General features: G+C 64.6%; 18 protein-coding genes. 6 read left to right on the forward strand and 12 right to left on the reverse strand.

Annotated features, from left to right (window positions below; all coding sequences use genetic code 11):
- Nucleotides 1-2: 2 nt before the first annotated feature.
- On the forward strand, nt 3-2966 hold the full coding sequence (locus tag ACVCNR_RS15445) for a bifunctional [glutamine synthetase] adenylyltransferase/[glutamine synthetase]-adenylyl-L-tyrosine phosphorylase (protein ID WP_447075401.1): 2964 nt from the start codon (nt 3-5) through the stop codon (nt 2964-2966).
- Here the strand turns inward: ACVCNR_RS15445 and ACVCNR_RS15450 are convergent, their stop codons facing one another.
- Both ACVCNR_RS15450 and pepN read right to left on the reverse strand, forming a co-directional pair.
- A complete protein-coding gene (locus tag ACVCNR_RS15450) occupies nt 2967-5276 on the reverse strand; it encodes a PAS domain-containing sensor histidine kinase (protein ID WP_447075402.1) in 2310 nt (769 codons plus the stop codon).
- A gap of 134 nt (nt 5277-5410) precedes the next feature.
- Nucleotides 5411-8044, reverse strand: coding sequence for an aminopeptidase N (gene pepN, locus ACVCNR_RS15455; RefSeq protein WP_447075403.1), 2634 nt, complete (start codon nt 8042-8044; stop codon nt 5411-5413).
- A gap of 247 nt (nt 8045-8291) precedes the next feature.
- Here pepN and ACVCNR_RS15460 point away from each other — a divergent pair, with 247 nt between their 5' ends.
- Nucleotides 8292-9242: a DMT family transporter gene (locus tag ACVCNR_RS15460; RefSeq protein WP_447075404.1), complete on the forward strand. Its 951-nt coding sequence runs from the start codon at nt 8292-8294 to the stop codon at nt 9240-9242.
- Nucleotides 9243-9255: 13 nt separating this feature from the next.
- Here ACVCNR_RS15460 and ACVCNR_RS15465 read toward each other — a convergent pair whose 3' ends face one another.
- On the reverse strand, nt 9256-10125 hold the full coding sequence (locus ACVCNR_RS15465) for a uracil-DNA glycosylase (RefSeq protein WP_447075405.1): 870 nt from the start codon (nt 10123-10125) through the stop codon (nt 9256-9258).
- A 36-nt stretch (nt 10126-10161) separates the two neighbouring features.
- Nucleotides 10162-10674, reverse strand: coding sequence for a hypothetical protein (locus ACVCNR_RS15470; RefSeq protein ID WP_447075406.1), 513 nt, complete (start codon nt 10672-10674; stop codon nt 10162-10164).
- A 429-nt stretch (nt 10675-11103) separates the two neighbouring features.
- Between ACVCNR_RS15470 and ACVCNR_RS15475 the strand changes: the two genes are divergently transcribed.
- Nucleotides 11104-12783 carry an electron transfer flavoprotein-ubiquinone oxidoreductase gene (locus tag ACVCNR_RS15475; RefSeq protein WP_447075407.1) on the forward strand — a complete coding sequence of 560 codons (1680 nt, stop codon included), beginning with the start codon at nt 11104-11106 and terminating at the stop codon, nt 12781-12783.
- A 32-nt stretch (nt 12784-12815) separates the two neighbouring features.
- Here ACVCNR_RS15475 and ACVCNR_RS15480 read toward each other — a convergent pair whose 3' ends face one another.
- Nucleotides 12816-13832 carry an endonuclease/exonuclease/phosphatase family protein gene (locus ACVCNR_RS15480; RefSeq protein WP_447075408.1) on the reverse strand — a complete coding sequence of 339 codons (1017 nt, stop codon included), beginning with the start codon at nt 13830-13832 and terminating at the stop codon, nt 12816-12818.
- Nucleotides 13833-13931: 99 nt separating this feature from the next.
- Here ACVCNR_RS15480 and ACVCNR_RS15485 point away from each other — a divergent pair, with 99 nt between their 5' ends.
- The gene (locus ACVCNR_RS15485; RefSeq protein ID WP_447075409.1) at nt 13932-14534 is read left to right on the forward strand and encodes a DUF922 domain-containing Zn-dependent protease; all 603 of its coding nucleotides are present in this window, start codon (nt 13932-13934) and stop codon (nt 14532-14534) included.
- Between the two features lie 8 nt (nt 14535-14542).
- Here ACVCNR_RS15485 and ACVCNR_RS15490 read toward each other — a convergent pair whose 3' ends face one another.
- The 3 genes from ACVCNR_RS15490 to ACVCNR_RS15500 form a co-directional block, all read right to left on the reverse strand.
- A complete protein-coding gene (locus tag ACVCNR_RS15490; protein WP_447075410.1) occupies nt 14543-16042 on the reverse strand; it encodes an AMP nucleosidase in 1500 nt (499 codons plus the stop codon).
- A 65-nt stretch (nt 16043-16107) separates the two neighbouring features.
- Nucleotides 16108-16302 carry a hypothetical protein gene (locus tag ACVCNR_RS15495; protein WP_447075411.1) on the reverse strand — a complete coding sequence of 65 codons (195 nt, stop codon included), beginning with the start codon at nt 16300-16302 and terminating at the stop codon, nt 16108-16110.
- Nucleotides 16303-16325: 23 nt separating this feature from the next.
- Nucleotides 16326-16484 carry a hypothetical protein gene (locus ACVCNR_RS15500; RefSeq protein ID WP_354192925.1) on the reverse strand — a complete coding sequence of 53 codons (159 nt, stop codon included), beginning with the start codon at nt 16482-16484 and terminating at the stop codon, nt 16326-16328.
- A 174-nt stretch (nt 16485-16658) separates the two neighbouring features.
- On the opposite strand from ACVCNR_RS15500, the gene ACVCNR_RS15505 reads away from it, so the two are divergent.
- Entirely contained in the window at nt 16659-17381 is a 723-nt protein-coding gene (locus ACVCNR_RS15505) for a glutathione S-transferase family protein (RefSeq protein WP_354192924.1), read from the forward strand.
- Between the two features lie 52 nt (nt 17382-17433).
- Here the strand turns inward: ACVCNR_RS15505 and ACVCNR_RS15510 are convergent, their stop codons facing one another.
- Nucleotides 17434-17775, reverse strand: coding sequence for a DUF2147 domain-containing protein (locus ACVCNR_RS15510; protein WP_354192923.1), 342 nt, complete (start codon nt 17773-17775; stop codon nt 17434-17436).
- A 402-nt stretch (nt 17776-18177) separates the two neighbouring features.
- Between ACVCNR_RS15510 and ACVCNR_RS15515 the strand changes: the two genes are divergently transcribed.
- Nucleotides 18178-18444 (forward strand): SEL1-like repeat protein, encoded by a 267-nt coding sequence (locus tag ACVCNR_RS15515; protein ID WP_354192922.1) that lies wholly within the window; start codon nt 18178-18180, stop codon nt 18442-18444.
- A gap of 334 nt (nt 18445-18778) precedes the next feature.
- On the opposite strand, the gene ACVCNR_RS15520 is transcribed toward ACVCNR_RS15515, so the two are convergent.
- The 3 genes from ACVCNR_RS15520 to ACVCNR_RS15530 are packed head-to-tail and all read right to left on the reverse strand — an operon-like array spanning nt 18779 to nt 23089.
- Nucleotides 18779-20830 carry an acetyl/propionyl/methylcrotonyl-CoA carboxylase subunit alpha gene (locus ACVCNR_RS15520; protein WP_447075412.1) on the reverse strand — a complete coding sequence of 684 codons (2052 nt, stop codon included), beginning with the start codon at nt 20828-20830 and terminating at the stop codon, nt 18779-18781.
- Entirely contained in the window at nt 20820-21479 is a 660-nt protein-coding gene (locus ACVCNR_RS15525; RefSeq protein WP_447075413.1) for a hypothetical protein, read from the reverse strand. Before ACVCNR_RS15525 ends, ACVCNR_RS15520 begins: the two co-directional genes overlap by 11 nt.
- 2 nt (nt 21480-21481) lie before the next feature.
- A complete protein-coding gene (locus tag ACVCNR_RS15530; RefSeq protein ID WP_447075414.1) occupies nt 21482-23089 on the reverse strand; it encodes a carboxyl transferase domain-containing protein in 1608 nt (535 codons plus the stop codon).
- Nucleotides 23090-23098: the final 9 nt, after the last annotated feature.

Raw genomic sequence — 23098 nt, forward strand, 5'->3', positions numbered from 1 at the left:
CTATGGCATCGAGCGTGACGGCCGAACGCGCCGCAACCGGCTGGCTTCTGCAGCCCGCCCTTGAACTGCGGCCTGTCGATCCGGATCATGCGCGGGAAGCACTTGCCGACGTGGCCGCGAGTGCAGCCGAGAACGAGCTTCCGCGTCTGGCCGGCCTGCTGGCGAAGGATGGCGAGGTGCAGCGCTTCCTCGCTGCCGTCTTCGACCTGTCTCCCTTTCTGCGCGATCTCGCCCGCCGTCGGCCGCAGATGCTCGCTGCCCTGCTCGACCGGACCGTCCCGGAACGGCTGGAAGCGATCGGCTCGGAGATCGAAGCATGCTGGCAAGGCGAGGGCGTTTCGGAAGCCGAATTGATGAAGCGCCTGCGCCTGCTCAAGACCGAGGCGCATTTCCTGATCGCGCTGGCCGATCTTGCGGGCGAGGCCGATACGCAGGCGACCGTCCAGCGCCTGAGCGTGCTGGCCGATGGCTGCGTGCGGGCGGCCACCGCCTTCCTGCTGGCCGCTGCCCATCGGCAGGGCAAGCTGAAGCTGCCTGATCCCTCCGATCCCGCCCATGGCAGCGGCCTGATCGTGCTCGGCATGGGCAAGCTCGGCGCGCATGAGCTGAACTTTTCCTCCGACATCGACCTCATCCTGTTTTTCGATCACAAGGCGGTGGTCGGCGACCCGATGGAGGCGACGGACATTTTTTCGCGCCTTGCCCGCAGGCTGGTGCGCATCATGCAGGACCGCACCGAGCACGGTTATGTCTTCCGCACCGATCTGCGCCTGCGTCCCGATCCCGGCTCGACACCGCTCGCCATTCCGGTGGAGGCGGCGCTGACCTATTACGAGGGGCGCGGCCAGAACTGGGAACGCGCCGCGATGATCAAGGCCCGCCCGGTGGCCGGCGACATCGAAGCGGGCGAGGCGTTCCTGAAGGAGCTTCGTCCCTATGTCTGGCGCAAATATATGGACTATGCGGCGATCGCCGACGTCCATTCCATCAAGCGCCAGATTCATGCCCACAAGGGTCACGGCGAGATTGCCGTGAAGGGCCATAACGTCAAGCTGGGGCGTGGCGGTATTCGCGAGATCGAATTCTTCGTCCAGACCCAGCAACTCATCGCCGGTGGGCGCTTTCCCGAACTGCGTGGCCGCGAGACGGTAAAAATGCTTTCCCAGCTTGCCGGAAATGGCTGGATCACGGCCGAGGCCCGTGATGCGCTGGCCAGCCAGTACTGGTTCCTGCGCCGCGTCGAGCATGCCGTGCAGATGGTGGCCGACGAGCAGACCCACATGCTGCCGGAGGACGACGAGGGACTGGAACGCATCGCCCATATGCTGGGTTTTGCCGATGCCGACGCCTTCTCGCGGGCGTTCCGCGCGTCGCTGGTGGAGGTGGAGCGTCACTATGCGGCGCTGTTCGAGGCCGCGCCGGAGCTTTCGACCGGCATGGGCAATCTCGTCTTCACCGGCGATGTCGACGATCCCGATACGTTGCAGACGCTTCACACTCTCGGCTTCCAGCGTCCGAGCGACATCTGCCGGGTCATCCGCGCCTGGCATTTCGGCCGTTATCGAGTGACGCGCTCGGCCGAGGCGCGCGAGCGGCTGACCGAGCTGACGCCGGCGCTGCTCGAAGCCTTCGGCAAGACCCGCCGCGCCGACGAGGCGCTGATGCGTTTCGACGAGTTCCTGTCCGGCCTGCCGGCGGGCGTGCAGCTCTTCTCGCTGCTGCAATCGAACCCCGCCTTGCTGCGCCTGATGGCCACCATCATGGGTGCTGCCCCGAAGCTGGCGGCGATCATCACGCGCCGCCCGCATGTCTTCGACGGGCTGCTCGATCCGGCCCTGCTCAGCGAGCTTCCCGATCGCAAATATCTGGCGGGGCGGCTGTCCGCCTTCCTCGAGGGTGATCGTGCCTATGAGGAGGTTCTGGACCGGTTGCGCATCTTTGCCGCCGAGCAGAAATTCCTTATCGGCGTGCGGCTTTTGGCCGGCTCCATCGATGCGCGCCGGGCAGGGCGGGCCTTCTCCGATCTGGCCGACCTCACCATCGGCGCCGCGCTGGATGCGGTGACGGCCGAGTTCGAGGTCCGGCATGGCCGCATCGCCGGCGCGCGCGTGGCCCTGCTCGGCATGGGCAAGCTCGGGAGTCAGGAACTCACCGCCGGCTCCGATGTCGATCTCATCCTGCTCTATGACCACGATCCGGAGGCGGATGAATCGAACGGCGGCAAGCCGCTGGCGCCGGCGCATTACTACAGCCGTTTCACCCAGCGCCTGATTGCGGCGGTGTCGGCCCCCACGGCCGAGGGCGTGCTTTACGAGCTGGACCTGCGCCTGCGCCCCTCCGGCAATAAGGGGCCGGTGGCCACCCATATGGAGGCGTTCCGCAAATATCAGCGACAGGATGCCTGGACCTGGGAGCAGATGGCGCTGACCCGCGCCCGGCCGGTCGCCGGCGACGATGGGTTGTGCGCCGAGCTTGCCGGCGAGATTGCCGCCATCCTCGCCCAGCCGCGCGATGCCGCCAAGGTCCGCCGCGAGGCTTCGGACATGCGCAAGCTGATCGAGGAGGAGAAACCGCCGCGCGACCTGTGGGACATCAAGCTGGTGCCGGGCGGCCTGATCGACCTCGAATTCATCGCCCAGGTCGCCGCGCTGACCGGCAAGTTCACCGGCAAGCCCGGCACGACGGCGACTGCCGACATATTGGCGGGCCTTGCCCCGGACTATGCCGATGCCGGCATGCGCGAGGAGCTGGTGCGGGCCTACGGTTTCTATCTCGCCATCACCCAGATCATCCGGCTGTGCCTGACCGGTCCCTTCGACAGGGACGACGTGCCGCCCGGCCTCTCGGACCTCCTGCTGGCCGTCACCGACCTGCCGGATTTCTCGGTGCTGGAGGCGGAGCTGAAGGAAAAGGCGGCGACCGTCCGGCGCGATTTCGACAGCATCCTGCGCGGTCGCAAGAAATAGTCAGGCGGCGGCTCTCAGGAACTGGCCGGTGGGCTTCTTCTTGGTGGTGGCGGGAATGCGCACGGAAACGATGGTGCCGCTGCCTTCGGTGGAGCGGATCTTGAGGGCGCCGCCGTGCAATTCGGCCAGCGAGCGCGAGATGGCGAGCCCTAGGCCGGAGCCGGCATGGTTCTTGGAGAACTGGTTCTGCACCTGTTCGAACGGCCGGCCGAGCTTCTTCAGCGCATGCTTGGGGATGCCGCAGCCATTGTCCTCGATCGACAGGATCAGCGCGCCCGAGGCGTTGCGGGCGCGCACCGAGATGCGGCCGCCTTCGCCGGTGAACTTCACCGCATTCGACAGCAGGTTGAGCACGATCTGCTTGATGGCGCGGCGGTCGGCATAAAGCTTCAGCGTCTCGGCGATGTTGGTCTCGACATTGATCTTCTTGGCTGCCGCCTGCAGCGAGACCACGCGCACCGTCTCGCGGATCAGCGGGCACAGGTCGATCTCCTCGCGATCGATCGAGAACTGGCCGGCCTCGATCTTCGACATGTCGAGGATGTCGTTGATGACGCCAAGCAGGTATTTGCCGCTGGAATTGATGTCGTTGGCGTATTCGTCGTAGCGGTCCGAGCCCATCGGGCCGAACAGCTTCTGCGTCATCAGTTCAGAGAAGCCGATGATGGCGTTGAGCGGCGTGCGCAGTTCGTGCGACATGTTGGCGAGGAATTCGGACTTGGCCTGGTTGGCTGCCTCGGCGCGGTCCTTCTCCCGCATGTATTTGCGGTTCAGCTCGGCCAGTTCGCGGGCCTTGTCCTCCTCGGCGCGGCGCGCGAGGCTGAGATCGTGGATGGTCGCCATCAATCGGCGTTCGCTGTCCAGCAGCTTGTCCTGATGCTGCCGGATCTGGGTGATGTCGGAGCCGACGGCCACGGTGCCGCCGTCGCGGGTCTTCAATTCGTTGACCTGCAGCCAGCGGCCATCGGCCAACTGGCGCTCATAGGTGACGCCGCCGCGCGGGCCGTTGGCATTGGCGAGGCGCCGCTCGGAAGCGAATGCCTGCATGCGCTCTTCCAGAATGGAGCGTGGCGCGCCCGGCACCACGTCCTGGTCGGAAAGGCCGTTATCCTGCTGGAACTTGGAGTTGCACATCACCAGCCGGTCGGCGGGGTCCCACAGCACGAAGGATTCGGTGATGTTCTCGATCGCCGTGCGCAGGCGCAGGTCGGCCGCCTCGGAGCGCAGGGCAAGATGGCGCTGCTCGGTCACGTCCATCGAGATGCCGATGAGCTGGATGTCGGCGGCATCGGGGTCCACCACCTGCGCGCGCACCCGCATCCACACCCACTGGCCGTTGGCATGGCGCATGCGGAACACGCGGTCGATCTGGTCGATCTCGCGGGCCATCACCCGGTTGGCGATCTCGAACAGGTTCCCGTCGTCGGGATGGATGATGGAATCGACCTCGCCGAATGAGAGCATGGCGTCGCAGGGTTCGTAGCCCAGCATGTCGTACATGGAGGGTGACCAGTACATCTTGCCGCGCACCATGTCCCAGTCCCACAGGCCGCAGCGGCCGCGCACCAGCGCCATGTCGATGCGCTGCTGGCCCTCCAGATAGACGCGGTCGGCCGTCTCCGCCCGCGCCGCCTGGCTGAAATAGGCGTAGAGGATGATGATCAGCACGCCGGCGGTCAGCACGAACAGGGAGACGTTGAGCGAGACGGTCTTGCGCCATTGCGTGAACACGGCGTCCTGCGGGATCAGCGCCGCCGCGGCGCGCTTGGCCTCGTGGTCTATCGAGACGGCCGCGTACCAGTCCGCGTCGCCGATCCTGACCGGGATCACGCCGGCCTTCTCGCCGAACAGGAACAGCGGCTGGCCGCCGGAGACGATCTCGTCCAGCGCGCGGCCGTACCAGCGGGTGGAACGCGGCGTGACCGCAGAAACGACGAATTTCTCGTTGGTGAAGGCCAGCACATGGTCGCCGGAAAGGGCCGCGGTGCGGCCGACCTGCTCCAGCAAGGTCTGCTGGCTGCTGGCCGCGAGGTCGGCCTCGATCAGCTGGCCGGTCGCCAGCGCCAGCGCCGATCTGGCGTTGCGTTCGACGTCGTCGCGCCAGTTCATCAGCGAGACGAAGTGCAGGCCGGCGACGACGAGCAGGAAAATGACGATCAGGACAGGGATCAGCCGGCGCAGGAAGGGCTCGGCCGCAACCAGCTTCTGGTAGGCGGGCTGGGCGATGAGCTGTGCATTGCCGGCCAGGCCGCTGCCGCGCCGGTCAACAGACATCCCACCGGGCGCGCTGAACGCGTCCGCCTTTGCCATGAAATGGCACTCCCCAAATATGTCCCGTTTGATGATCCGGCTACGCCACACATCCGAATCGTCCCTAAGGAATCAAAGGTGATTCGGCTTGTCCAGTGGCACGGCAAAAAAAGATCGCCGCGCCGGCCATTTTGTCAGGCCAGCGAGCGCTCCACGATGTCGCGCAGATCGACCGAAACATCGCTTGCGCCGGCGATGGAAGCCAGCGCCTGCCTGGCCTTTTGCTGGCGCACCGGCTCCAGCGAGCGCCAGGAGCGGAAGGCGGTGGCCAGCCGTGCCGAAAGCTGCGGGTTGCGCTGGTCGATATCCTTCAGCATTTCGGCGAAGAAAGCGTATGCGGCGCCATCGGCGCGATGGAAGCCGGTCTGGTTGCCGCCCGAGAAGGTGCCGAGCAGCGCGCGCACCCGGTTGGGATTGTCGGCCGAGAAGGCGGGATGCCGCATCAGCGCGCGCACCGTATCCAGGGCTTGCTCGCCGGGCGCGGTCGCCTGGATCTGGAACCATTTGTCCATGGCAAGCGGCATCGCTCCATGGCGCGCCGCGAAGTCGGCAAGCGCCGCTTCGGCCTGGGGGGAGCCTGCGTGGTCGTGGGCGAGCGTGCCGAGAGCCGCCACCAGATCGGTCATGTTGGTGGCGGCGCTAAACTGCGTTCGGGCGAGGTCGGCGCCGCCCTTGATGCGGGCCAGATAGCCCAGCACCACGTTGCGCAGCGCCCGCCGTCCGGCGCCGGCAGCGTCGGGGCTGAACGGTCCGTCGTCCCGCAATTCCCGGTAAAGCTCCGCGAACGGTTCGTGGTTGGAACGGGCGATGAAATTGCTCAACTCCCGGCGCGCGACGAATATCGCATCGGGGTTGATATCCTTGCCGACGTCCCGGGCGATGTCGGTCTCGGACGGCAAGGTGATGGCGAGCGCCCGGTAGGCGGGTTCGAGGGAGGCATCGGCAGCGATCCTGCCGGCCAGTTGCGCGATCTGCGGCGGGAAACGCAGCCTCGTGTCGCCGCGCACGCACCGGTAGGCGGAAATCAGGCTGTCGGTCAGCAGCGTGTTGAAGGCCTGCCAGCGCGCGAACGGATCGCTGTCATGGCCGGCGAGGAAGATCAGATCCTCCGGCTTCTGTTCGACGGCGAGCGTGATGGGAGCCGAGAAGCCGCGATTGAGCGACAGGACGGGCCGTTCCGCCACGCCGTGGAAGCGTAGCTTGTGGCTGCGCTTGCGCACATGGATGACGCCGTCCTCCACGGATGCGCCCTCGACCTCGGTCCATGCCAGTTCCTTGCCATCGCTGCCGATCAGGCCGAAGGCCAGCGGGATGTGCATGGCGCGCTTGCGGCTTTCGGACGGGGTGGGCGGCACCGACTGCTCGATTTCCAGCGTCAGCGTGCCGGCCTCGTAGCTCGGCTTGATCGTCAGGTTCGGCGTGCCGGACTGGTTGTACCAGAGGCCGAATTGCGAGAGGTCGCGGCCCGACACATCCTCGAACACCTTGAGGAAATCCTCGATCGTGCAGGCCTGTCCGTCATGGCGCTCGAAATAGAGGTCCATGCCGGCGCGGAACATTGCCGCGCCCAGGATGGTGCGCAGCATGCGCACCACTTCCGAGCCCTTCTCGTAGACGGTCGCCGTGTAGAAATTGTTGATCTCGCGATAGCGGCGCGGCCGCACCGGATGGGCGAGGGGGCCCTGGTCTTCGGGAAACTGAAGCGCGCGCAGCGTGCGCACCTCGGCGATGCGCTTGACCCCGCGCGACCGCTGGTCGGCGGAGAATTCGTGGTCGCGGTAAACGGTCAGTCCTTCCTTCAGGCAGAGCTGGAACCAGTCGCGGCAAGTGATTCTGTTGCCAGTCCAATTGTGGAAATATTCATGCGCGATGATCGCCTCGATATTGGCGAAATCGGTGTCCGTGGCGGTGGCCTCGTCGGCCAGCACATATTTGTCGTTGAAGATGTTGAGGCCCTTGTTCTCCATCGCCCCCATGTTGAAGTCGGAGACGGCGACGATGTTGAACACATCGAGGTCGTATTCGCGCCCGAACACCTCCTCGTCCCATTTCATCGAGCGCTTCAGCGCGTCCATGGCGTAGGCGGCAAGCTTCTCCTTGCCGTGCTCGACATAGATGCCGAGTTCGACCTTGCGCCCGCTCATGGTGGTGAAGCTGTCGCCAAGCCGGCCGAGATCGCCGGCCACCAGCGCGAACAGGTAGGAGGGCTTGGGATGGGGGTCGTGCCACTCGGCGAAATGCCAGCCGTTCCCAAGCTCGCCGCTCGCCACCGGATTGCCGTTGGAAAGCAGCAGCGGCGCGGCGGCATGCGGGGCCTCGATACGCACGTGATAGACCGACAGCACGTCCGGCCGGTCGAGGAAATAGGTGATGCGGCGGAAGCCTTCCGGCTCGCACTGCGTGCAATAGACGCCATTGGAGCGATAGAGCCCCATCAGGGCCTTGTTGTCGTCCGGGTCCAGTTCGGTTTCGAGGATCAGCGTGAAACGGTCCGTGGCGGGCAGGTCGTTCAGGACAAGCCGCTCGGGCGTTGCCTCATGGGCGGGCTGCGCGACGCTTTCGAGTTCGATGCGCTTCAGCTTCAGGCCGTCGCCGTCGAGCACCAGCGGCGCCGCCGCGTCCCCGCCCGGCCGCCGTTCGATGGTCAGTTCGGCAACCACCGTTGTGGCGTCGGGCGCAAGCCTGAAAATCAGCCGGGTCTGCGGGATGAGGTAGTCGCTCGGCCGGTAGTCCTCGAGCCTGAAAACCTGGCCGGTATCTGTACGCATATGCTTTCCATTCCTTTCGCGGTCGGCTTTCAGGGCATCGGACCGAAAACTGCAGCGGTCGTCCGTCCAATCAAGGTGCCGGAGCGCCCTTCAGGTGCGCGACAGGACGCACGGTGCTCCAGGGATAGGAGGAGACTGCTCTTGGCTCAAGACAATCCGGCCAAGGTTCTTTACATGAAAGGCGCCTGCGTCGGGAACCCCACGCCAGGGAACCGGATTCGCACCCACCAGAGGACGCAGGGCCAAGTTGAGCACGACAGCGCTTGATCATTCGGGCAGTCCCCTGACAGGCATAGCCCTGAAAGTCATGTCAGTCGCGGTTTTCGTGGCGATGTCGGCCTTCATCAAGGCGGCGGGGGCGCTGCCGGCGGGGCAGGCGGTCTTCTTCCGCTCCTTCTTCGCCATTTTCCCCATATTGCTGTTTCTCGGCTGGCGGCGCGAACTGCGCACCGCCTTCGCCACCAAGCGGCCGTTCGGCCATATGGCGCGCGGCTTCGTCGGCGTCTGTTCCATGGGCCTGATCTTTTTCGGGCTGGCCCGCCTGCCGCTGGCCGACGCCATCACGCTGAACTACGCCCAGCCCCTGATGGTGGTGATGTTCAGCTCGCTGTTCCTGGGAGAGGCCATCCGCATCTACAGGTGGGGCGCGGTGGCCATCGGCCTCGTCGGGGTCGTCATCATCTCCTGGCCGGAACTGACCCTGCTCCGCTCGGGATCGGCGATGGACGACCAGCAGGTGCTGGGCGTGATGGCGGCGCTTGCCGGGGCCGCGACCTCCGCCGTCGCCGTCATACTGGTGCGCAACCTCGTCCACAGCGAACGCACCGCCACCATCGTGCTGTGGTTCTCCTTGATGGCCAGCGTCATTTCGCTGGGCAGCTTGCCGTTCGGCTGGGAGGCGCTTACGGCGACGCAGGTCGCCCTGCTCATTGCCGGCGGCATTTGCGGCGGCGTCGCCCAGATCCTCATGACCGCCGCCTATCGCCACGCCGAGATCTCGGTGGTCGCGCCTTTCGAATACACCTCGATCATCCTGGCCATCATCATCGGCTACATGGTGTTCGGCGACCTGCCCACCATTCACATGCTGGCCGGCGGCGCGATCGTGGTGGGGGCGGGGATGTTCATCATCTTCCGCGAGCGCCAGCTCGGGCTGGAGCGAGCGAGAGCGCGCAAGGTCACGCCGCCGCAGGGGTGACCCCGTCCTGACCTCAGGACAGGGACCGCAGCTTCATCTTCGCTTCGAGGAAGTCGCGCCAGGCCAGCCGCTTGTGCGCCGGCGTGCGCAGCAGATAGGCCGGATGCAGCGTCGGCATGGCCGGGATTCCGATGCCCGACCGCCCGGAATAGACCCTCCAGTTGCCGCGCAGCCGCAATATGCCTTCGGTGGTGTTGAGCAGCGTCTTGGCCGAGGCGCCGCCGAGATGGACGAGTATCTTCGGCCCGACCAGTTCGATCTGGCGCTCGATGAAGGGGCGGCATATTTCGGTTTCCTGCGGCGTCGGGGCCCGGTTGCCGGGCGGCCGCCACGGGATGACGTTGGCGATGTAGACCTTGCTGCGGTCCAGATCGATCGCCTTCAGCATGCGGTCGAGAAGCTGGCCGGAGCGGCCGACGAAGGGCTTGCCTTCGATGTCCTCGTCGCGTCCCGGGGCCTCGCCCACGAACATGATGCTTGCCTCGGGGTTCCCGTCGGCGAACACCAGATTCTTGGCGGTGAGCTTGAGATTGCAGCCGTCGAATCCGGCCATGCGCTCGCGCAATTCGTCGAGCGTCGAGGCGCTCGCCGCAAGCTCGCGCGCAAAGGCGATCTGCTGGCCGTCCGGAACGGCGGCCGGCTGGGCCGGCTGGGCCGGCGGGCGTGCGGCGGGTGGTGTCGTTGGCGGCGGGGCCTGTTTTTGCGCCTGTGGCCGATGCCCTGGGTCTTCGCCTGCCGGCTGGGCGGCCGGCCGGGGTTGCGGCGCCCGCTCGTCGAACCGGTTCGCCGGCACGTCGTCCAGCGCCTCGTCCACGCCGGCTTCGGCATAGAAGGCCAGCAGGGCGTGGATGTCGGCATTGCTGTCGGGGGCGGCTGCGCTCATGGGGCCACATTCGGCGCATCGGCCGGCATTTTCAAGTCAGGACGAGGGAATGCGCGGGTCTTGCACCAGATAGAATGTCCAGCGCGGCGTGAAATCGGTGATCACGAACTGGAAAGACACCGTGCTCAGCGGGTCGACCTGCCCACCGGAGAACAACAGCCGGTCATAGGGCTCGAAATCGCGGTGGAAACGGGCGAAGGCGCTGGAGAAGATGGTTTCCGGCGAGCGGTTGCGCTGGTCAAAGGACAGGCCGTCGCCGAAGGTGCTCGGCCGGTCGCGCATCTCCTGCAGCTCGAACTCGAATTCGATCCAGGGGTGGCCGCTGTTGTTGAGGATGTCGATGCGCAGGTAAAGCACCATGAGGTGGCCGTCGCCGGGCAGGCGAGGCATCCGCCGGATCGCGTTGTGGATGGTCAGCGTCGCCGGGGTTGCGGAGCGGAACTCTTCCATCACCACCAGCGGGTCGTCCGACGTGCCGGACCCGCCGACCGCCGTGATGGTGAAGTCGCCGAGTTCGTCCGAGAGCGCATAGGGACCCGCAGGCCACATGCCGCCCTCTTCGGCGAGGCTCGGGGAAGCGCCAAGCATCACCGGAACAAGGGCCAAAACCGCAAGTTTCCGGACCCTGCCGAGCGGTTTCGTCAGGCGCAGCTGCGGCAGGCCGGGCCATCCATAGGTGCGCATTGGTGCAGTATTGCCGATATGCGGGCCGGCGCACACTCAATTGTGCGTTGGCGTGTGTCAAGATGACCACAAGCGGCGGGCGCCAAGGGGCTGCCGGCGTATCGGGGCAGTCTTCAGGCATATGACGAGCCGGCTCACGATAGTATTTTGACGTTTACGTTCACGTAAAAATCTGCGACGTTAGGCTGCAATGAAAATTCCGGTATGCCGTTTCTGTCGGTTCCCCGTCGCAAACCGATGCGCTATGGAGCGCTGGAGCCAGCACAGTATCGGCAAGCCAATGCGGAGGGATTGATGAGCGATATCGAGTGGGAGAGCATGGAGTTCGACGTGGTGATCGTCGGCGCCGGTCCGGCCGGGCTGGCCGCGGCGATCCGCCTCAAGCAGGTCAACCCCGAGCTTTCCGTCGTCGTCCTGGAAAAGGGCGGCGAGGTCGGCGCGCATATCCTCTCCGGCGCCGTGGTCGACCCGATCGGGATCGACAAGCTGCTGCCCGGCTGGCGGGAGGAAGACGACCATCCCTTCAAGACGCCGGTGACCGCCGACCATTTCCTGGTGCTGGGTCCTGCCGGCTCGGTCCGCCTGCCCAATTTCCTCATGCCGCCCCTGATGAACAATCACGGCAACTACATCGTCTCGCTCGGCAATGTCTGCCGCTGGCTGGCCGGCAAGGCCGAGGCGCTGGGCGTCGAAATCTATCCCGGCTTCGCCGCCGCCGGGCTGATCTACAATGACGAGGGCGCCGTCACGGGCGTCTACACCGGCGACATGGGCGTCGAGCGCGACGGCTCGCATGGACCCAATTTCGCCCCCGGCATGGCGCTGATGGGCAAGTATGTGCTGATCGGCGAAGGCGCGCGCGGCTCGCTCGCCAAGCAATTGATCGAGAAATACGACCTTGCCGCCGGTCGCGAGCCCGGCAAGTACGGCATCGGCCTCAAGGAACTGTGGCAGGTCAAGCCGGAGAACCACAGGAAGGGCCTCGTGCAGCACTCCTTCGGCTGGCCGCTCGACATGAAGACCGGCGGCGGCTCCTTCCTCTACCATCTGGAGGACGATCTGGTCGCCGTCGGTTTCGTCGTCCACCTGAACTACAAGAACCCGTATCTGGCGCCCTTCGAGGAGTTCCAGCGCTTCAAGACGCATCCGGCCATTCGCGGCACCTTCGAGGGCGCCAGGCGTATCGGCTATGGCGCGCGCGCCATTACCGAGGGCGGCTGGCAGTCGGTGCCGAAGATGTCGTTCCCCGGCGGTGTGCTGATGGGCTGCTCGGCCGGCCTCGTCAACGTGCCGCGCATCAAGGGTTCGCACAATGCGGTGCTGTCCGGCGTCATGGCGGCCGACCATGTGGCCGAGGCCATTGCCGCCGGCCGCGCCAATGACGATCTCGTCTCCTATGAGCAGGCCTGGCGCGGGTCCGATATCGGCAAGGACCTGAGGCGGGTGCGCAACGTCAAGCCGCTGTGGTCGAAGTTCGGCACGCTGGTCGGCGTCGGCCTCGGCGGCCTCGACATGTGGATGAACACCTTGTTCGGGGTTTCACCCTTCGGCACGCTCAGGCACGGCAAGACCGATGCCGCCGCGCTGGAGCCGGCGTCGAAGCACAGCAGGATCGACTATCCCAAGCCGGACGGCGTTTTGACCTTCGACCGCCTGTCTTCGGTCTTCCTGTCCAACACCAACCATGAGGAAGACCAGCCGGTTCACCTTCAGGTCAAGGACATGGCCTTGCAGGAACGGTCCGAGCACGATGTCTTTGCCGGTCCCTCGACACGCTATTGCCCGGCCGGCGTCTATGAATGGGTCGATGCCGACGGCAATGCGGCGGCCGATCCGAACGCGAAGGACGTGCGCTACGTCATCAACGCGCAGAACTGCGTCCACTGCAAGACCTGCGACATCAAGGACCCGAACCAGAACATCAACTGGGTGCCGCCGCAGGGGGGCGAAGGTCCGGTCTACGCAAACATGTAGGGAATAGCGGGGCTTCGGCCCCGTTTTTCATGTTAGCCGCGCAACTGTTCGCGTGAGACGGTGGCGGTTTCCCGCTCGTCCTCGGGCTCTTCCGGCTGCGGGCGCAATGAGAATTCGACCAGCAGCGGCACATGGTCGGAACCGACAGGCTCCAGCCGTTCGATCGAATGCACGGTGATGTCGCCCTTGGCGAATACATTGTCGATCGGCAGCCCGGCGAACAGGAGAGCGTGCGGCAGCCGCCGGTCGATCCATGTCGGTCCGGGCGAGGGCACGATGGCGAAGCCGCCCGCTTCCGCGATGTCGTGTGCGGCCGCACTCCACGGCGTCGAATTGAGGTCGCCGGCAAGGATCGCGTTATCGCGCAGCGTGGACAGCGGCTGGCGGAGGTCCGCGATCTGCTCGGCCTGCGGGAAGGGCCATGGCCAGCCGAGATGGAGCGACCCGATATCGACCGCCACGCCTCCGAAATCCACGGACGTGACCGTCAACGACAGCAGCCGGTGGCAACTCGGCTCGCCGCCATCGGCAAACGGCCGTCGCGACAGCACAGCCACGCCGAACCTGGGGTCGCGGCTTTCGCACATGATGCGGTTGGGATAGGCGCTTTGCAGGAGGTTCAGTTTTTCCTCCCACATCTCGCTGACCTCGGACAGGGTCACCACGTCCGGCTGAACGCGGCCGATCAGCGACAGCACCTTTTCGGGTGCCGCATTGTCGTAGCGCAGGTTGAGTTCCATCAGGCGGTAGACGGCCTGATCGGCCGGCTTGATGGGGAAGGCGGTTGCGGCCATGCCGAACGGAGGGCGCATCGCGGCCGTTGTCGATGAAAAGGCGCTTGTCGCAAACACCAGCGCCGACAGCGCCAGCACCCTGTAGGGGGAAAACAGCAGGACAAGCGCCAGAACCGCTGTCACGGCGGCCAGATGCACGCGGAAATGGGCGAAGGAATCGAAGGCGGGGTGGAGGCTGCCGAAAAAGCCGAGCATCAGCCCCAGCGATGCCGCAATCATGCAGGGAAGAAAAAGGGGCTGGATGCTGCGTGTCATGGGCGATGCTTGTGGAACAAATTGCGGCTCATTGATGGTGGCGAGGTGCTTGCGTAGGATGCATGCCCGAAATGAGCTTCTAGATACAGGGAAAACCGTGTGAGGGCGACTGCCGTATCCCTGCCGCTTCTGGCGGCCGCTCTTGTGTTCGCCGCCATCTCGCCGGCCGTGGCCGGCGGCGAGGTTATCGAACGCGTGCAAGCCTATTCCATCTCGGGAAAGACCCCGATCGAGCTTTACCGCTCGATCGGGGAAGAGGGGCCGAAAAGCGGCGTCGGGCGGGCGATCGCGCACACCACCTTCAAGCTGACATGGCGCCGGGACTATCGCCCTCAGGGCACCTCATGCACGCTGGTTTCGGCAATTCCGCGCCTCGTCATCACCTACACCTTGCCGAAACCCTCGCAGGCCCTTCCGCCCGAGACGAAGAAGCGCTGGGATGTCTTCATCGACGGCATCAAGCGCCATGAAGAGGTGCATGGCGTGCACATGAAGGAGATGGTGGCCGAGATCGAGGCCAACACCATCGGCGTCACGGCCGAGAACGATCCCGGCTGCAAGAAGATCAGGCAGGATATCCAGGCGCCGCTGGCGGCGGCCTCGCAGCGCCAGCGCCAGCGCAGCCGCGATTTCGACCGGGTGGAAATGGCCGAAGGCGCCAACATGCACCGTCTCATTCTTGGGCTGGTTAACGGCGAATAGACTCTCCGCTACTGGAAAGCCGTCTCCGTAAAGCTGCGCAGCTTGCGCGAATGCAGCCGTTCCATCGGCATTTCCGACAGTTTCTCCATCGCCTTGATGCCGATGGTCAAATGCTGCGCGACCTGCCGCTTGTAGAACTCGCTGGCCATGCCGGGCAGCTTCAGTTCGCCGTGCAGCGGCTTGTCGGAAACGCACAGCAGCGTTCCGTAAGGCACGCGGAAGCGGAAGCCGTTGGCGGCGATGGTGGCCGATTCCATGTCGAGCGCGATGGCGCGCGACTGGGAAAGCCGCTGCACCGGGCCGCGCTGGTCGCGCAGTTCCCAGTTGCGGTTGTCGATGGTGGCGACGGTGCCGGTGCGCATGATGCGCTTGAGGTCGTAGCCGGACAGGCCGGTCACCTCCGCGACCGCCTCCTGCAGGGCCACCTGGATCTCGGCCAGCGCCGGCAGCGGTATCCACACCGGCAGGTCGTCGTCGAGCACGTGGTCCTCGCGCACATAGGCATGTGCCAGAACATAGTCGCCCAGCGCCTGCGTATTGCGCAGGCCGGCGCAGTGGCCGAGCATTACCCAGGCATGTGGGCGCAGCACGGCGATATGGTCGGTGATGGTCTTGGCGTTGGAGGGGCCGATGCCGATATTGACCATGGTGATGCCCCCATGGCCGGGTTTCTTCAGATGGTAGGCCGGCATCTGCGGCAGGCGCACCAGCGCCCCGTCCGGGCTGCGGTCTTCACCGGCTTTGGTGACGAAATTGCCCGGTTCCACGAATTCCGAATAGCCGCCGCCGCCTTCCGCCATCAATTGGCGGGCGCGGGCCACGAACTCGTCGATATAGAACTGGTAGTTGGTGAACAGCACATAGTTCTGGAAATGCTCCGGACTGGTGGCCGTGTAGTGCGGCAGCCGGTGCAGCGAATAATCGACGCGCTGGGCCGTGAACGGCGCCAGCGGCCGCGCCTCGCCAAGCCCCACCTCGAAGGTGCCGTTGGCGATGTGATCGTCGGTGCCGTCGAGGTCCGGCACGTCGAACAGGTCGCGGATGGGCCGGCGCAGCCTTTCCGCCACCGAGCCCTCGACATAGCTGCCTTCGAGGAAGGCGAAATGCAGCGGGATCGGCGTCGTCGATTCCTGCACGGTCACCGGCACGCCGTGATTGCGCATGATCAGGCGGAATTGCTCGGTCAGGTAGCTTGCGAACAGGTCCGGCCGGGTGATGGTGGTGGTGAAATTCCCGGGCAGGGGCATGTGGCCGTAGGCCTGCCGCGAATCCACCTGCGTGAAGGAGGTCGTCGTGACCCCGACTTCCGGGTAGAAGGCCCGGTAACGCCGGTTGATGTCGCCGCCCGATGCCAGGCCGGTGAAGGAATCGCGCAGGAAGCTGGTGTTGCGGTCATAGATGCGGCGCAGCGCCGCCACCGCTTCGGCGGGGTCGTCGAAGCTCTCCGGCTGCACCGGTTCGGGCGTGACGATCGTCTCGATGGCTTGCGGATAGATTCGATTTTCCATGGCCCACTATACGGCCATGGCCGGAGGCTGGGGAAGGGGGCTGGCACAGCCTGCCCGATGTTCGTTCACACCCGCTGCAGGCTCACCAGCAGGACGAAGCCCATGCCCTTCTTCTTCAGCGAGGGGGCCTCGATGGTCAGGCCCATATCGCCGCGCACCATGGGAACGGCGAGCACCGGGGCGGCCAGCAGGGCCAGGATGAGCGCTGCCCTGGGCAGGAGCCGCAGGATGGTCAGGCTGTTGTCGATGATCGCGTTCATGGTTCCGTTCCGTGTTCTGGCCGTCAGCGGCCCATCTTGCCCGTGCAGCCGAGCAGGCATTTGCCGGCGCGGACCTCGTCCCAGTGGCGGGGCTGGCGCCCGGCTTCTGCCACGATCAGGGCAAAGCCGATGCCGAACAGCGTGGCCAGCAGGCAGACGATGGTGAAGCGGCGAGCGAGCATGTCGTTTCCCTCAATATGGAAAGACGATCGCATCCGGTGCCTGAACTCACTCTGAGGGGACCGTTCATCTGAGGTTCAAAATTATTGACGCTGCTTAACCGGGCCCGGTTATTGCGCCGGCCGTCAGGGCGCCTATGTGCTTGGACAGGCCACGAAACCGCCGGAGAAAGACGAATGACGACGCAGACCGCTCCCATCGAACTGCACTATTGGCCCACGCCCAATGGCCACAAGATCACGATCTTCCTGGAGGAAGCAGGCATCCCCTACGAGGTGCACTATGTGAACATCGGCCGCGGCGAGCAGTTCGAGCCGTCCTTCCTGAAGATCGCGCCCAACAACCGCATGCCGGCCATCGTCGATCCGGAGGGTCCGTCTTCGGATGGAAAATGGGGCGGGCAACCGATCTCGGTGTTCGAGTCCGGCGCCATCCTGCAATATCTCGGCCGCAAGTTCGGCAGGTTCTACCCGGCGGACGAGCGCCAGCGCACCGAAGTCGATCAATGGCTGTTCTGGCAGATGGGCGGCCTCGGCCCCATGGCCGGGCAGGCGCACCATTTCCGCCAATATGCGCCGGAGCAGATCCAGTACGGCATCGACCGCTACACCAACGAGGTGAACCGGCTTTACGGCGTGATGGACAAGCGCCTTGCCGACCGGGACTATCTGGCCGGCGACTATTCGATCGCCGACATGGCGGCGTTCCCTTGGGTGCGACCCTATCGCAATCAGGGACAGGATCTGGAGGACTTCCCGAACCTCAAGCGCTGGTTCGATACCATTGCCGCGCGCCCGGCCGTTCAGAAGGCGGTTGAAGTCGGGCAGGATCACCGCAACAACCTGGCCGAAGACAAGGAAGCGCAGAAAATCCTGTTCGGCCAGAAGGCGCGGGCCTGAACATCCGCATTTCGAAACGGAGGCCGCCGGATGCCGGCGGCCATTGCCTTTCCTACTGGCGGGTGAGCTTTTCGCTCTTGCAGATCAGCCCGCCCAGAACGCAGCCCGAAAGCGAAAGCGTGTTGCCGGAAACGCTGGCCTTGCCGTTGTAGGTCTTGCCCTCGTCCAGCTTGTTGACCGTGCCCTTGTAGGCGCCGCCGCTGCCGTTCATGCAGCCGATCGACTTGCCCTTGTATTCGCCGGTCATCACCGTGCCGCAATATTTGGTGCCGCTGCCGGCATAGGAGATCAGCGTGCCGTTGGGCCGCTTCCATGTGCCTTCGATCGGATCGGCCAGAGCCGTGCCGGCCGTCATGATTAGGGCGAATGCCGCCACGCCGGTAATGCGAAACATGTCTCCTCCCTGAGCGCTGCGTTTCCTCTTACGCAAACGTAAGCTAGTGCAGTCCCGTGCAAAGCGAAAGCCGTACCGCTGGGGAAGATCGCGGAAATAATGAGGGCTCTTTTGGAGCCTCCGGAAACCGGGATCGCCAAACCGATGCGATGCCGTGGTTAGCGAAGCGTTGAATTCAGGGTCTGAAAATTCGGTAAAATTCGAAACAAAAGCCCGCGAATCCGGGCCTTTCCATCGTTAACGAACCGTCACGTTTACCTATTGTTTTAGCTTTGTTTTCTTCAAATTAAGCACGTCTTTTTACGGCGAATTCAAGCCCCTGGGGCATTCTCGAAAGCATCGAAAGGGCAGCCTCCCGGTTTCAAGAAAGAGGCGCTCTCGCAAACGGGACAGGGGTTTGAAATGGCACGTTTTGAAATGCACGAAGCTGGTTTCGGCACCATGGGCGCGACGGCGCAGGCCGATATCCTTTTCGAACTGGGCATGATGTACGCCACGGGCCGCGACTGCGACGTCGACCAGGTTGCCGCCCACAAGTGGTTCAACATCGCCGCCATCAAGGGTTCGGCCCGCGCCGCGGAACTGCGCTCGGAAATCTCGGCTACCATGTCGAAAGCCGATCTGGCCCGGGCCCTGCGCGAGGCGCGTGAATGGATGACGATGCACTGATCTGAACGAAAAGCCGCGCGCAGAACGCGGCGACGACCAGGCGGCGGTTGCTCCAACAACCGGCCGCGACGACAGGGAAGGGGTGGAAATAACAACGGCGCGGGGGCGCTTATACCAACTTCACGCACAGCCGGGCCGCGACCGATCGGAACAAGATCGGCGCGGCTTCGGCTTTTATGGCAGGTTCAGGTGAAATCGCCCTCATCCCCCTGCCGGGACCTTCTCCCCGTGAACGGGGAGAAGGAAGATGGCCGCAACGCCGGTGTTTTCCCTCTCCCCGTTTGCGGGGTGAGGAGCCGTTTCCGGCAAACCTGAAAGGCTCTGGCGCTGCGTGTTATTCGCCGGCCTCGGCGAAGCGCACCAGCGTTGCGCCGTCGGTCACCTGGCTGCCTTCCGTGGCGATTTCCGCGACCACGCCGTCATGCGGGGCAGCGATGGTGTGCTCCATCTTCATCGCTTCCAGGACCAGCAGCGGCTGGCCCTTGGCGACCGTGTCGCCCACGGCGGCGCGCACCACCTTGACCAGGCCCGGCATCGGCGCGCGCAGGCTGTCCGCGCCGCCGCCGGCTTCTTCCGCCCGCTCCAGCGGATCGGGAACCGAAAACATATAGCTCACCGGCCCGTCGAATATGGTGATGTGCCCGGGCCATCTGGCAAGGCGAGGAGGTGGGTTACCCCCACCCCTGACCCCTCCCCACAAGGAGGAGGCGGATCTTTTGCTTTCGTGTGTTTCCTTCTCGCTGAGGCGCGGCGCTTCGGAATCCCCCATCCCCTTGTGGGGAGGGCTTAGGGGTGCGGGTATCAACGCGATTTCCGTTTTCCCGTTGACGACCGACACAGCCGCCCTGATCTCCTGCTCGCCATATCTGAGCGCCACCCGCTTCGGCGCGGCATGGAAATGGGCGTAGCCGGCGAGCGCCGACCACGGGTCGTCCGGGCTTGCCGTTTCGGAAAGGCCGGAAACGGCCAGCGCGGCAGCCGTCACAAAGCCTTCCGAAGGCTCTGGAATGGCGGTCAGCGCATCCTGTTTGCGGCCGATCAGGCCCGTATCGACATCGCCGGCCGCGAAATCCGGGTCGGCGGCAAGGGCGGCGAGAAAGGCGGTGTTGACCGTCGAGCCGGCGATTTCCGTCTCCGCCAGCATGTCGCCGAGCGCGTCGAGCGCCGTTTCGCGGTCGGGACCGTGCACCACCAGCTTGGCGATCATCGGGTCGTAGAAGGGCGAGATCGTATCGCCCTCGCGCACGCCGGTTTCCACCCGCAGCGATGTGCCCGGCGCGGGCTCATCCGGAAACCACAAATGGTGCAGCGTACCGGTCGCGGGCAGGAAGCCCTTGGCCGCATCTTCCGCGTAAAGGCGCGCCTCGAAGGCGTGGCCGTCCAGCTCGATCTCGTCCTGACGCTTCGGCAGCGCTTCGCCATAGGCGACGCGCAACTGCCATTCGACCAGATCGACTCCGGTGATCATCTCGGTCACCGGATGCTCGACCTGGAGGCGGGTGTTCATCTCCATGAACCAGAAGCGGTCGGGGCGCAGTCCCTGCGAGGCATCGACGATGAACTCGATGGTGCCGGCACCGGAATAGGAAATGGCCTTGGCCGCCGTCACCGCGGCCTCGGTCATCGCCGCCCGCATTTCGTCGGTCATGCCGGGGGCGGGGGCTTCCTCGATCACCTTCTGGTGGCGGCGCTGCGCCGAGCAATCGCGCTCGAACAGATGGACGACGTTGCCGTAATTGTCGCCGAACACCTGCACTTCGATGTGGCGCGGCTTCTCGACATATTTTTCGACAAGCACCCGGTCGTCGCCGAAGGCGGCCTTGGCCTCGCGCCGCGCCGAGGACAGCGCTTCCGCGAAATCGTCCGCATGGTCGACGCGGCGCATGCCGCGCCCGCCGCCGCCGGCCCGGGCCTTGATCAGCACCGGAAAGCCGATCTCGGTGGCCTTGGAGGCAAGCAGCACGATGTCCTGCGCCTCGCCGTGATAGCCCGGCACCACCGGCACGCCGGCCTTTTCCATCAGCCGCTTGGCGGCATCCTTGAGGCCCATGGCGCGGATCGAGGTGGCGGAAGGGCCGATGAAGATCAGCCCGGCATTCACCACCCGGTCGACGAAATCCGGATTTTCGGACAGGAAGCCATAGCCGGGATGGATGGCTTCCGCGCCGGTCATCAGGGCCGCGGCGACGATGCGCTCGCCGTCGAGATAGCTCTCTGCCACCGGGGGCGGGCCGATGCGCACCGCCTCGTCGGCCATGGCGACATGCATGGAGCCCGCATCGGCGTCGGAATAGACGGCGACGGTCGCCACGCCCATGCGCCTTGCGGTGCGGATGATGCGGCAGGCGATCTCGCCGCGATTGGCGATGAGGATTTTAGAGAACATTGGACTGGTCGGCTCCCGTCCGGTCTATGGAAAAGTCCCTGTCGTTTCGCAGGAATTTCAGAGGCTTGTCGGCTCCCTCGTACAGAATCATGAAATCGGAGTAGATTTTCACGAGGCGGCATTTCTCGCAGCCGGCAATGGTGACATATGCGTTGTTGCGGGAAGAAATATTCCAATGGAAACTCGAATATCCATGAAAGAAAAGAACGGTCAGGACAAAAAATATGGAAAGGAATTGAACGAGTGTTTTCTTCTCTGTCTTGTCGAAAATTCTATACAGGAAGCGAATTATGAATGGAGACAGGGATATGAGAATGATCGTTACGGGAAAATCGATTGTCTCCTTCCTGCTAATCAGGAGCAATATCACGCCTGCGATAAGCATCGACACGATCATGAATAGGTGGGATTTTTTGCTGAAATCGAAATCGTTCTTCGTAAATTTAAGAACGCCGTTTCCAACGACATACAGAAGCAAAACGAATGGAAGAAGATATATCGTTCCGTTCAGAAAATCATTATAAGACAGTGTCGTCACGATTCCTGTTTCGGTTGGAAGCAGGAAGCCGAAATTGTATGAAGATGATGCTGCAATCGTCGCAATGATGATTGCTGGAAGGTCTTCCTGGATCTCCGAAAATACTTGCATCCCTACATCCTGAACAGGCCGAACTTGGTCTCGGGAATGGGCGCGTTGAGCGCGGCCGACAGCGACAGGGCCAGCACCTCGCGGCTCCGGGCCGGGTCGATGATGCCGTCGTCCCACAGGCGCGCCGAGGAATAGAGCGGATGGCCCTCGCGCTCGTATTTCTCCAGCGTCGGGCGCTTGAACTCGGCTTCCTCCTCGGCGCTCCAGGTGCCGCCCTTGCGCTCGATGCCCTCGCGCTTGACCAGCGCCAGCACCATGGCCGCCTGCTCGCCGCCCATCACCGAAATGCGGGCGTTGGGCCACATCCACAGGAAGCGGGGCGAATAGGCGCGCCCGCACATGCCGTAATTGCCGGCGCCGAACGAGCCGCCGATGATCATCGTCACCTTCGGCACGCGTGCCGTGGTCACCGCCGTCACCAGCTTGGCGCCGTCCTTGGCGATGCCGCCGGCCTCGTATTTCTTGCCGACCATGAAGCCGGTGATGTTCTGCAAGAACACCAGCGGGATGCCGCGCTGGCAGCACAGCTCGATGAAATGCGTGCCCTTGAGCGCGCTTTCGGAGAACAGCACGCCATTGTTGGCGATGATGCCCACCGGCATGCCATGGATATGCGCGAAGCCGGTCACCAGCGTCGTGCCGTAGTTCTGCTTGAACTCGTCGAAGTCGGAGCCGTCGACGATGCGGGCGATCACCTCGCGCACGTCATAGGGCTGGCGCAGGTCGGTCGGCACGATGCCATAGAGTTCGCGCGGATCGTGAAGTGGCGGAATCGGGTCGCGAAGATCGAGCCCGATCTCCTTCTTTCGATTCAGGTTTCTGACGATGCGCCGCGTGATCGCCAGCGCATGCTCGTCGTCCACCGCCAGATGGTCGGCCACGCCGGATTCGCGCGTGTGCAGGTCGGCGCCGCCCAGTTCCTCGGCGCTCACGTCCTCGCCGGTCGCGGCCTTCACCAGCGGCGGGCCGCCGAGGAAGATCGTCGCCTGCTTGCGCACCATGATCGATTCGTCGGCCATGGCTGGCACATAGGCCCCGCCAGCGGTGCACGAGCCCATCACGCAGGCGATCTGCGGAATGCCGGCCGCCGACAGGGTTGCCTGGTTGTAGAAGATGCGCCCGAAATGCTCGCGATCCGGGAACACCTCGTCCTGATTGGGCAGGTTCGCCCCACCGGAATCGACCAGATAGACGCAAGGCAGGTTGTTCTCGCGGGCGATCTCCTGCGCCCGCAGATGCTTCTTGACGGTGATCGGATAATAGGTGCCGCCTTTCACGGTGGCGTCGTTGACCACGACCATCACCTCGCGCCCCTCGACGCGGCCGATGCCGGCGATCATACCGGCCGAGGCGATGTCGCCGCCATACATGTCCCAGGCGGCGAACTGGCCGATCTCGAGAAAGGGCGAAGCGGCATCGAGCAATTGCGCCAGCCGCTCGCGCGGCAGCAGCTTGCCGCGCGAGACATGCCGCTGGCGGGCTTCGTCCGAGCCGCCGCGCTGCACGGTTGCGGCCTTTGCGGCAATGTCCTCCACCAGCGCGCGCATGCGCTCGTCATTGGCGCGGAAGGTGTCGGAGGAGGGGGAGATTTGCGAGCGAAGCGTGGCCATTGACGGAAC

The organism is Aquamicrobium terrae, assembly GCF_052978165.1.

Bases quoted from the DNA above. Each gene is read 5' to 3' on its own strand.
- pepN (WP_447075403.1), bottom strand. From the start codon at position 8,044: ATGCGTACAGATACCGGCCAGGTTTTCAGGCTCGAGGACTACCGGCCG.
- ACVCNR_RS15500 (WP_354192925.1), bottom strand. From the start codon at position 16,484: ATGCTCGCTCGCCGCTTCACCATCGTCTGCCTGCTGGCCACGCTGTTC.
- ACVCNR_RS15515 (WP_354192922.1), top strand. From the start codon at position 18,178: ATGGCACGTTTTGAAATGCACGAAGCTGGTTTCGGCACCATGGGCGCG.
- ACVCNR_RS15525 (WP_447075413.1), bottom strand. From the start codon at position 21,479: ATGCAAGTATTTTCGGAGATCCAGGAAGACCTTCCAGCAATCATCATT.
- ACVCNR_RS15510 (WP_354192923.1), bottom strand. From the start codon at position 17,775: ATGTTTCGCATTACCGGCGTGGCGGCATTCGCCCTAATCATGACGGCC.
- ACVCNR_RS15495 (WP_447075411.1), bottom strand. From the start codon at position 16,302: ATGAACGCGATCATCGACAACAGCCTGACCATCCTGCGGCTCCTGCCC.
- ACVCNR_RS15520 (WP_447075412.1), bottom strand. From the start codon at position 20,830: ATGTTCTCTAAAATCCTCATCGCCAATCGCGGCGAGATCGCCTGCCGC.
- ACVCNR_RS15450 (WP_447075402.1), bottom strand. From the start codon at position 5,276: ATGGCAAAGGCGGACGCGTTCAGCGCGCCCGGTGGGATGTCTGTTGAC.
- ACVCNR_RS15530 (WP_447075414.1), bottom strand. From the start codon at position 23,089: ATGGCCACGCTTCGCTCGCAAATCTCCCCCTCCTCCGACACCTTCCGC.
- ACVCNR_RS15505 (WP_354192924.1), top strand. From the start codon at position 16,659: ATGACGACGCAGACCGCTCCCATCGAACTGCACTATTGGCCCACGCCC.
- ACVCNR_RS15475 (WP_447075407.1), top strand. From the start codon at position 11,104: ATGAGCGATATCGAGTGGGAGAGCATGGAGTTCGACGTGGTGATCGTC.
- ACVCNR_RS15490 (WP_447075410.1), bottom strand. From the start codon at position 16,042: ATGGAAAATCGAATCTATCCGCAAGCCATCGAGACGATCGTCACGCCC.
- ACVCNR_RS15465 (WP_447075405.1), bottom strand. From the start codon at position 10,125: ATGAGCGCAGCCGCCCCCGACAGCAATGCCGACATCCACGCCCTGCTG.
- ACVCNR_RS15445 (WP_447075401.1), top strand. From the start codon at position 3: ATGGCATCGAGCGTGACGGCCGAACGCGCCGCAACCGGCTGGCTTCTG.
- ACVCNR_RS15480 (WP_447075408.1), bottom strand. From the start codon at position 13,832: ATGACACGCAGCATCCAGCCCCTTTTTCTTCCCTGCATGATTGCGGCA.
- ACVCNR_RS15470 (WP_447075406.1), bottom strand. From the start codon at position 10,674: ATGTGGCCTGCGGGTCCCTATGCGCTCTCGGACGAACTCGGCGACTTC.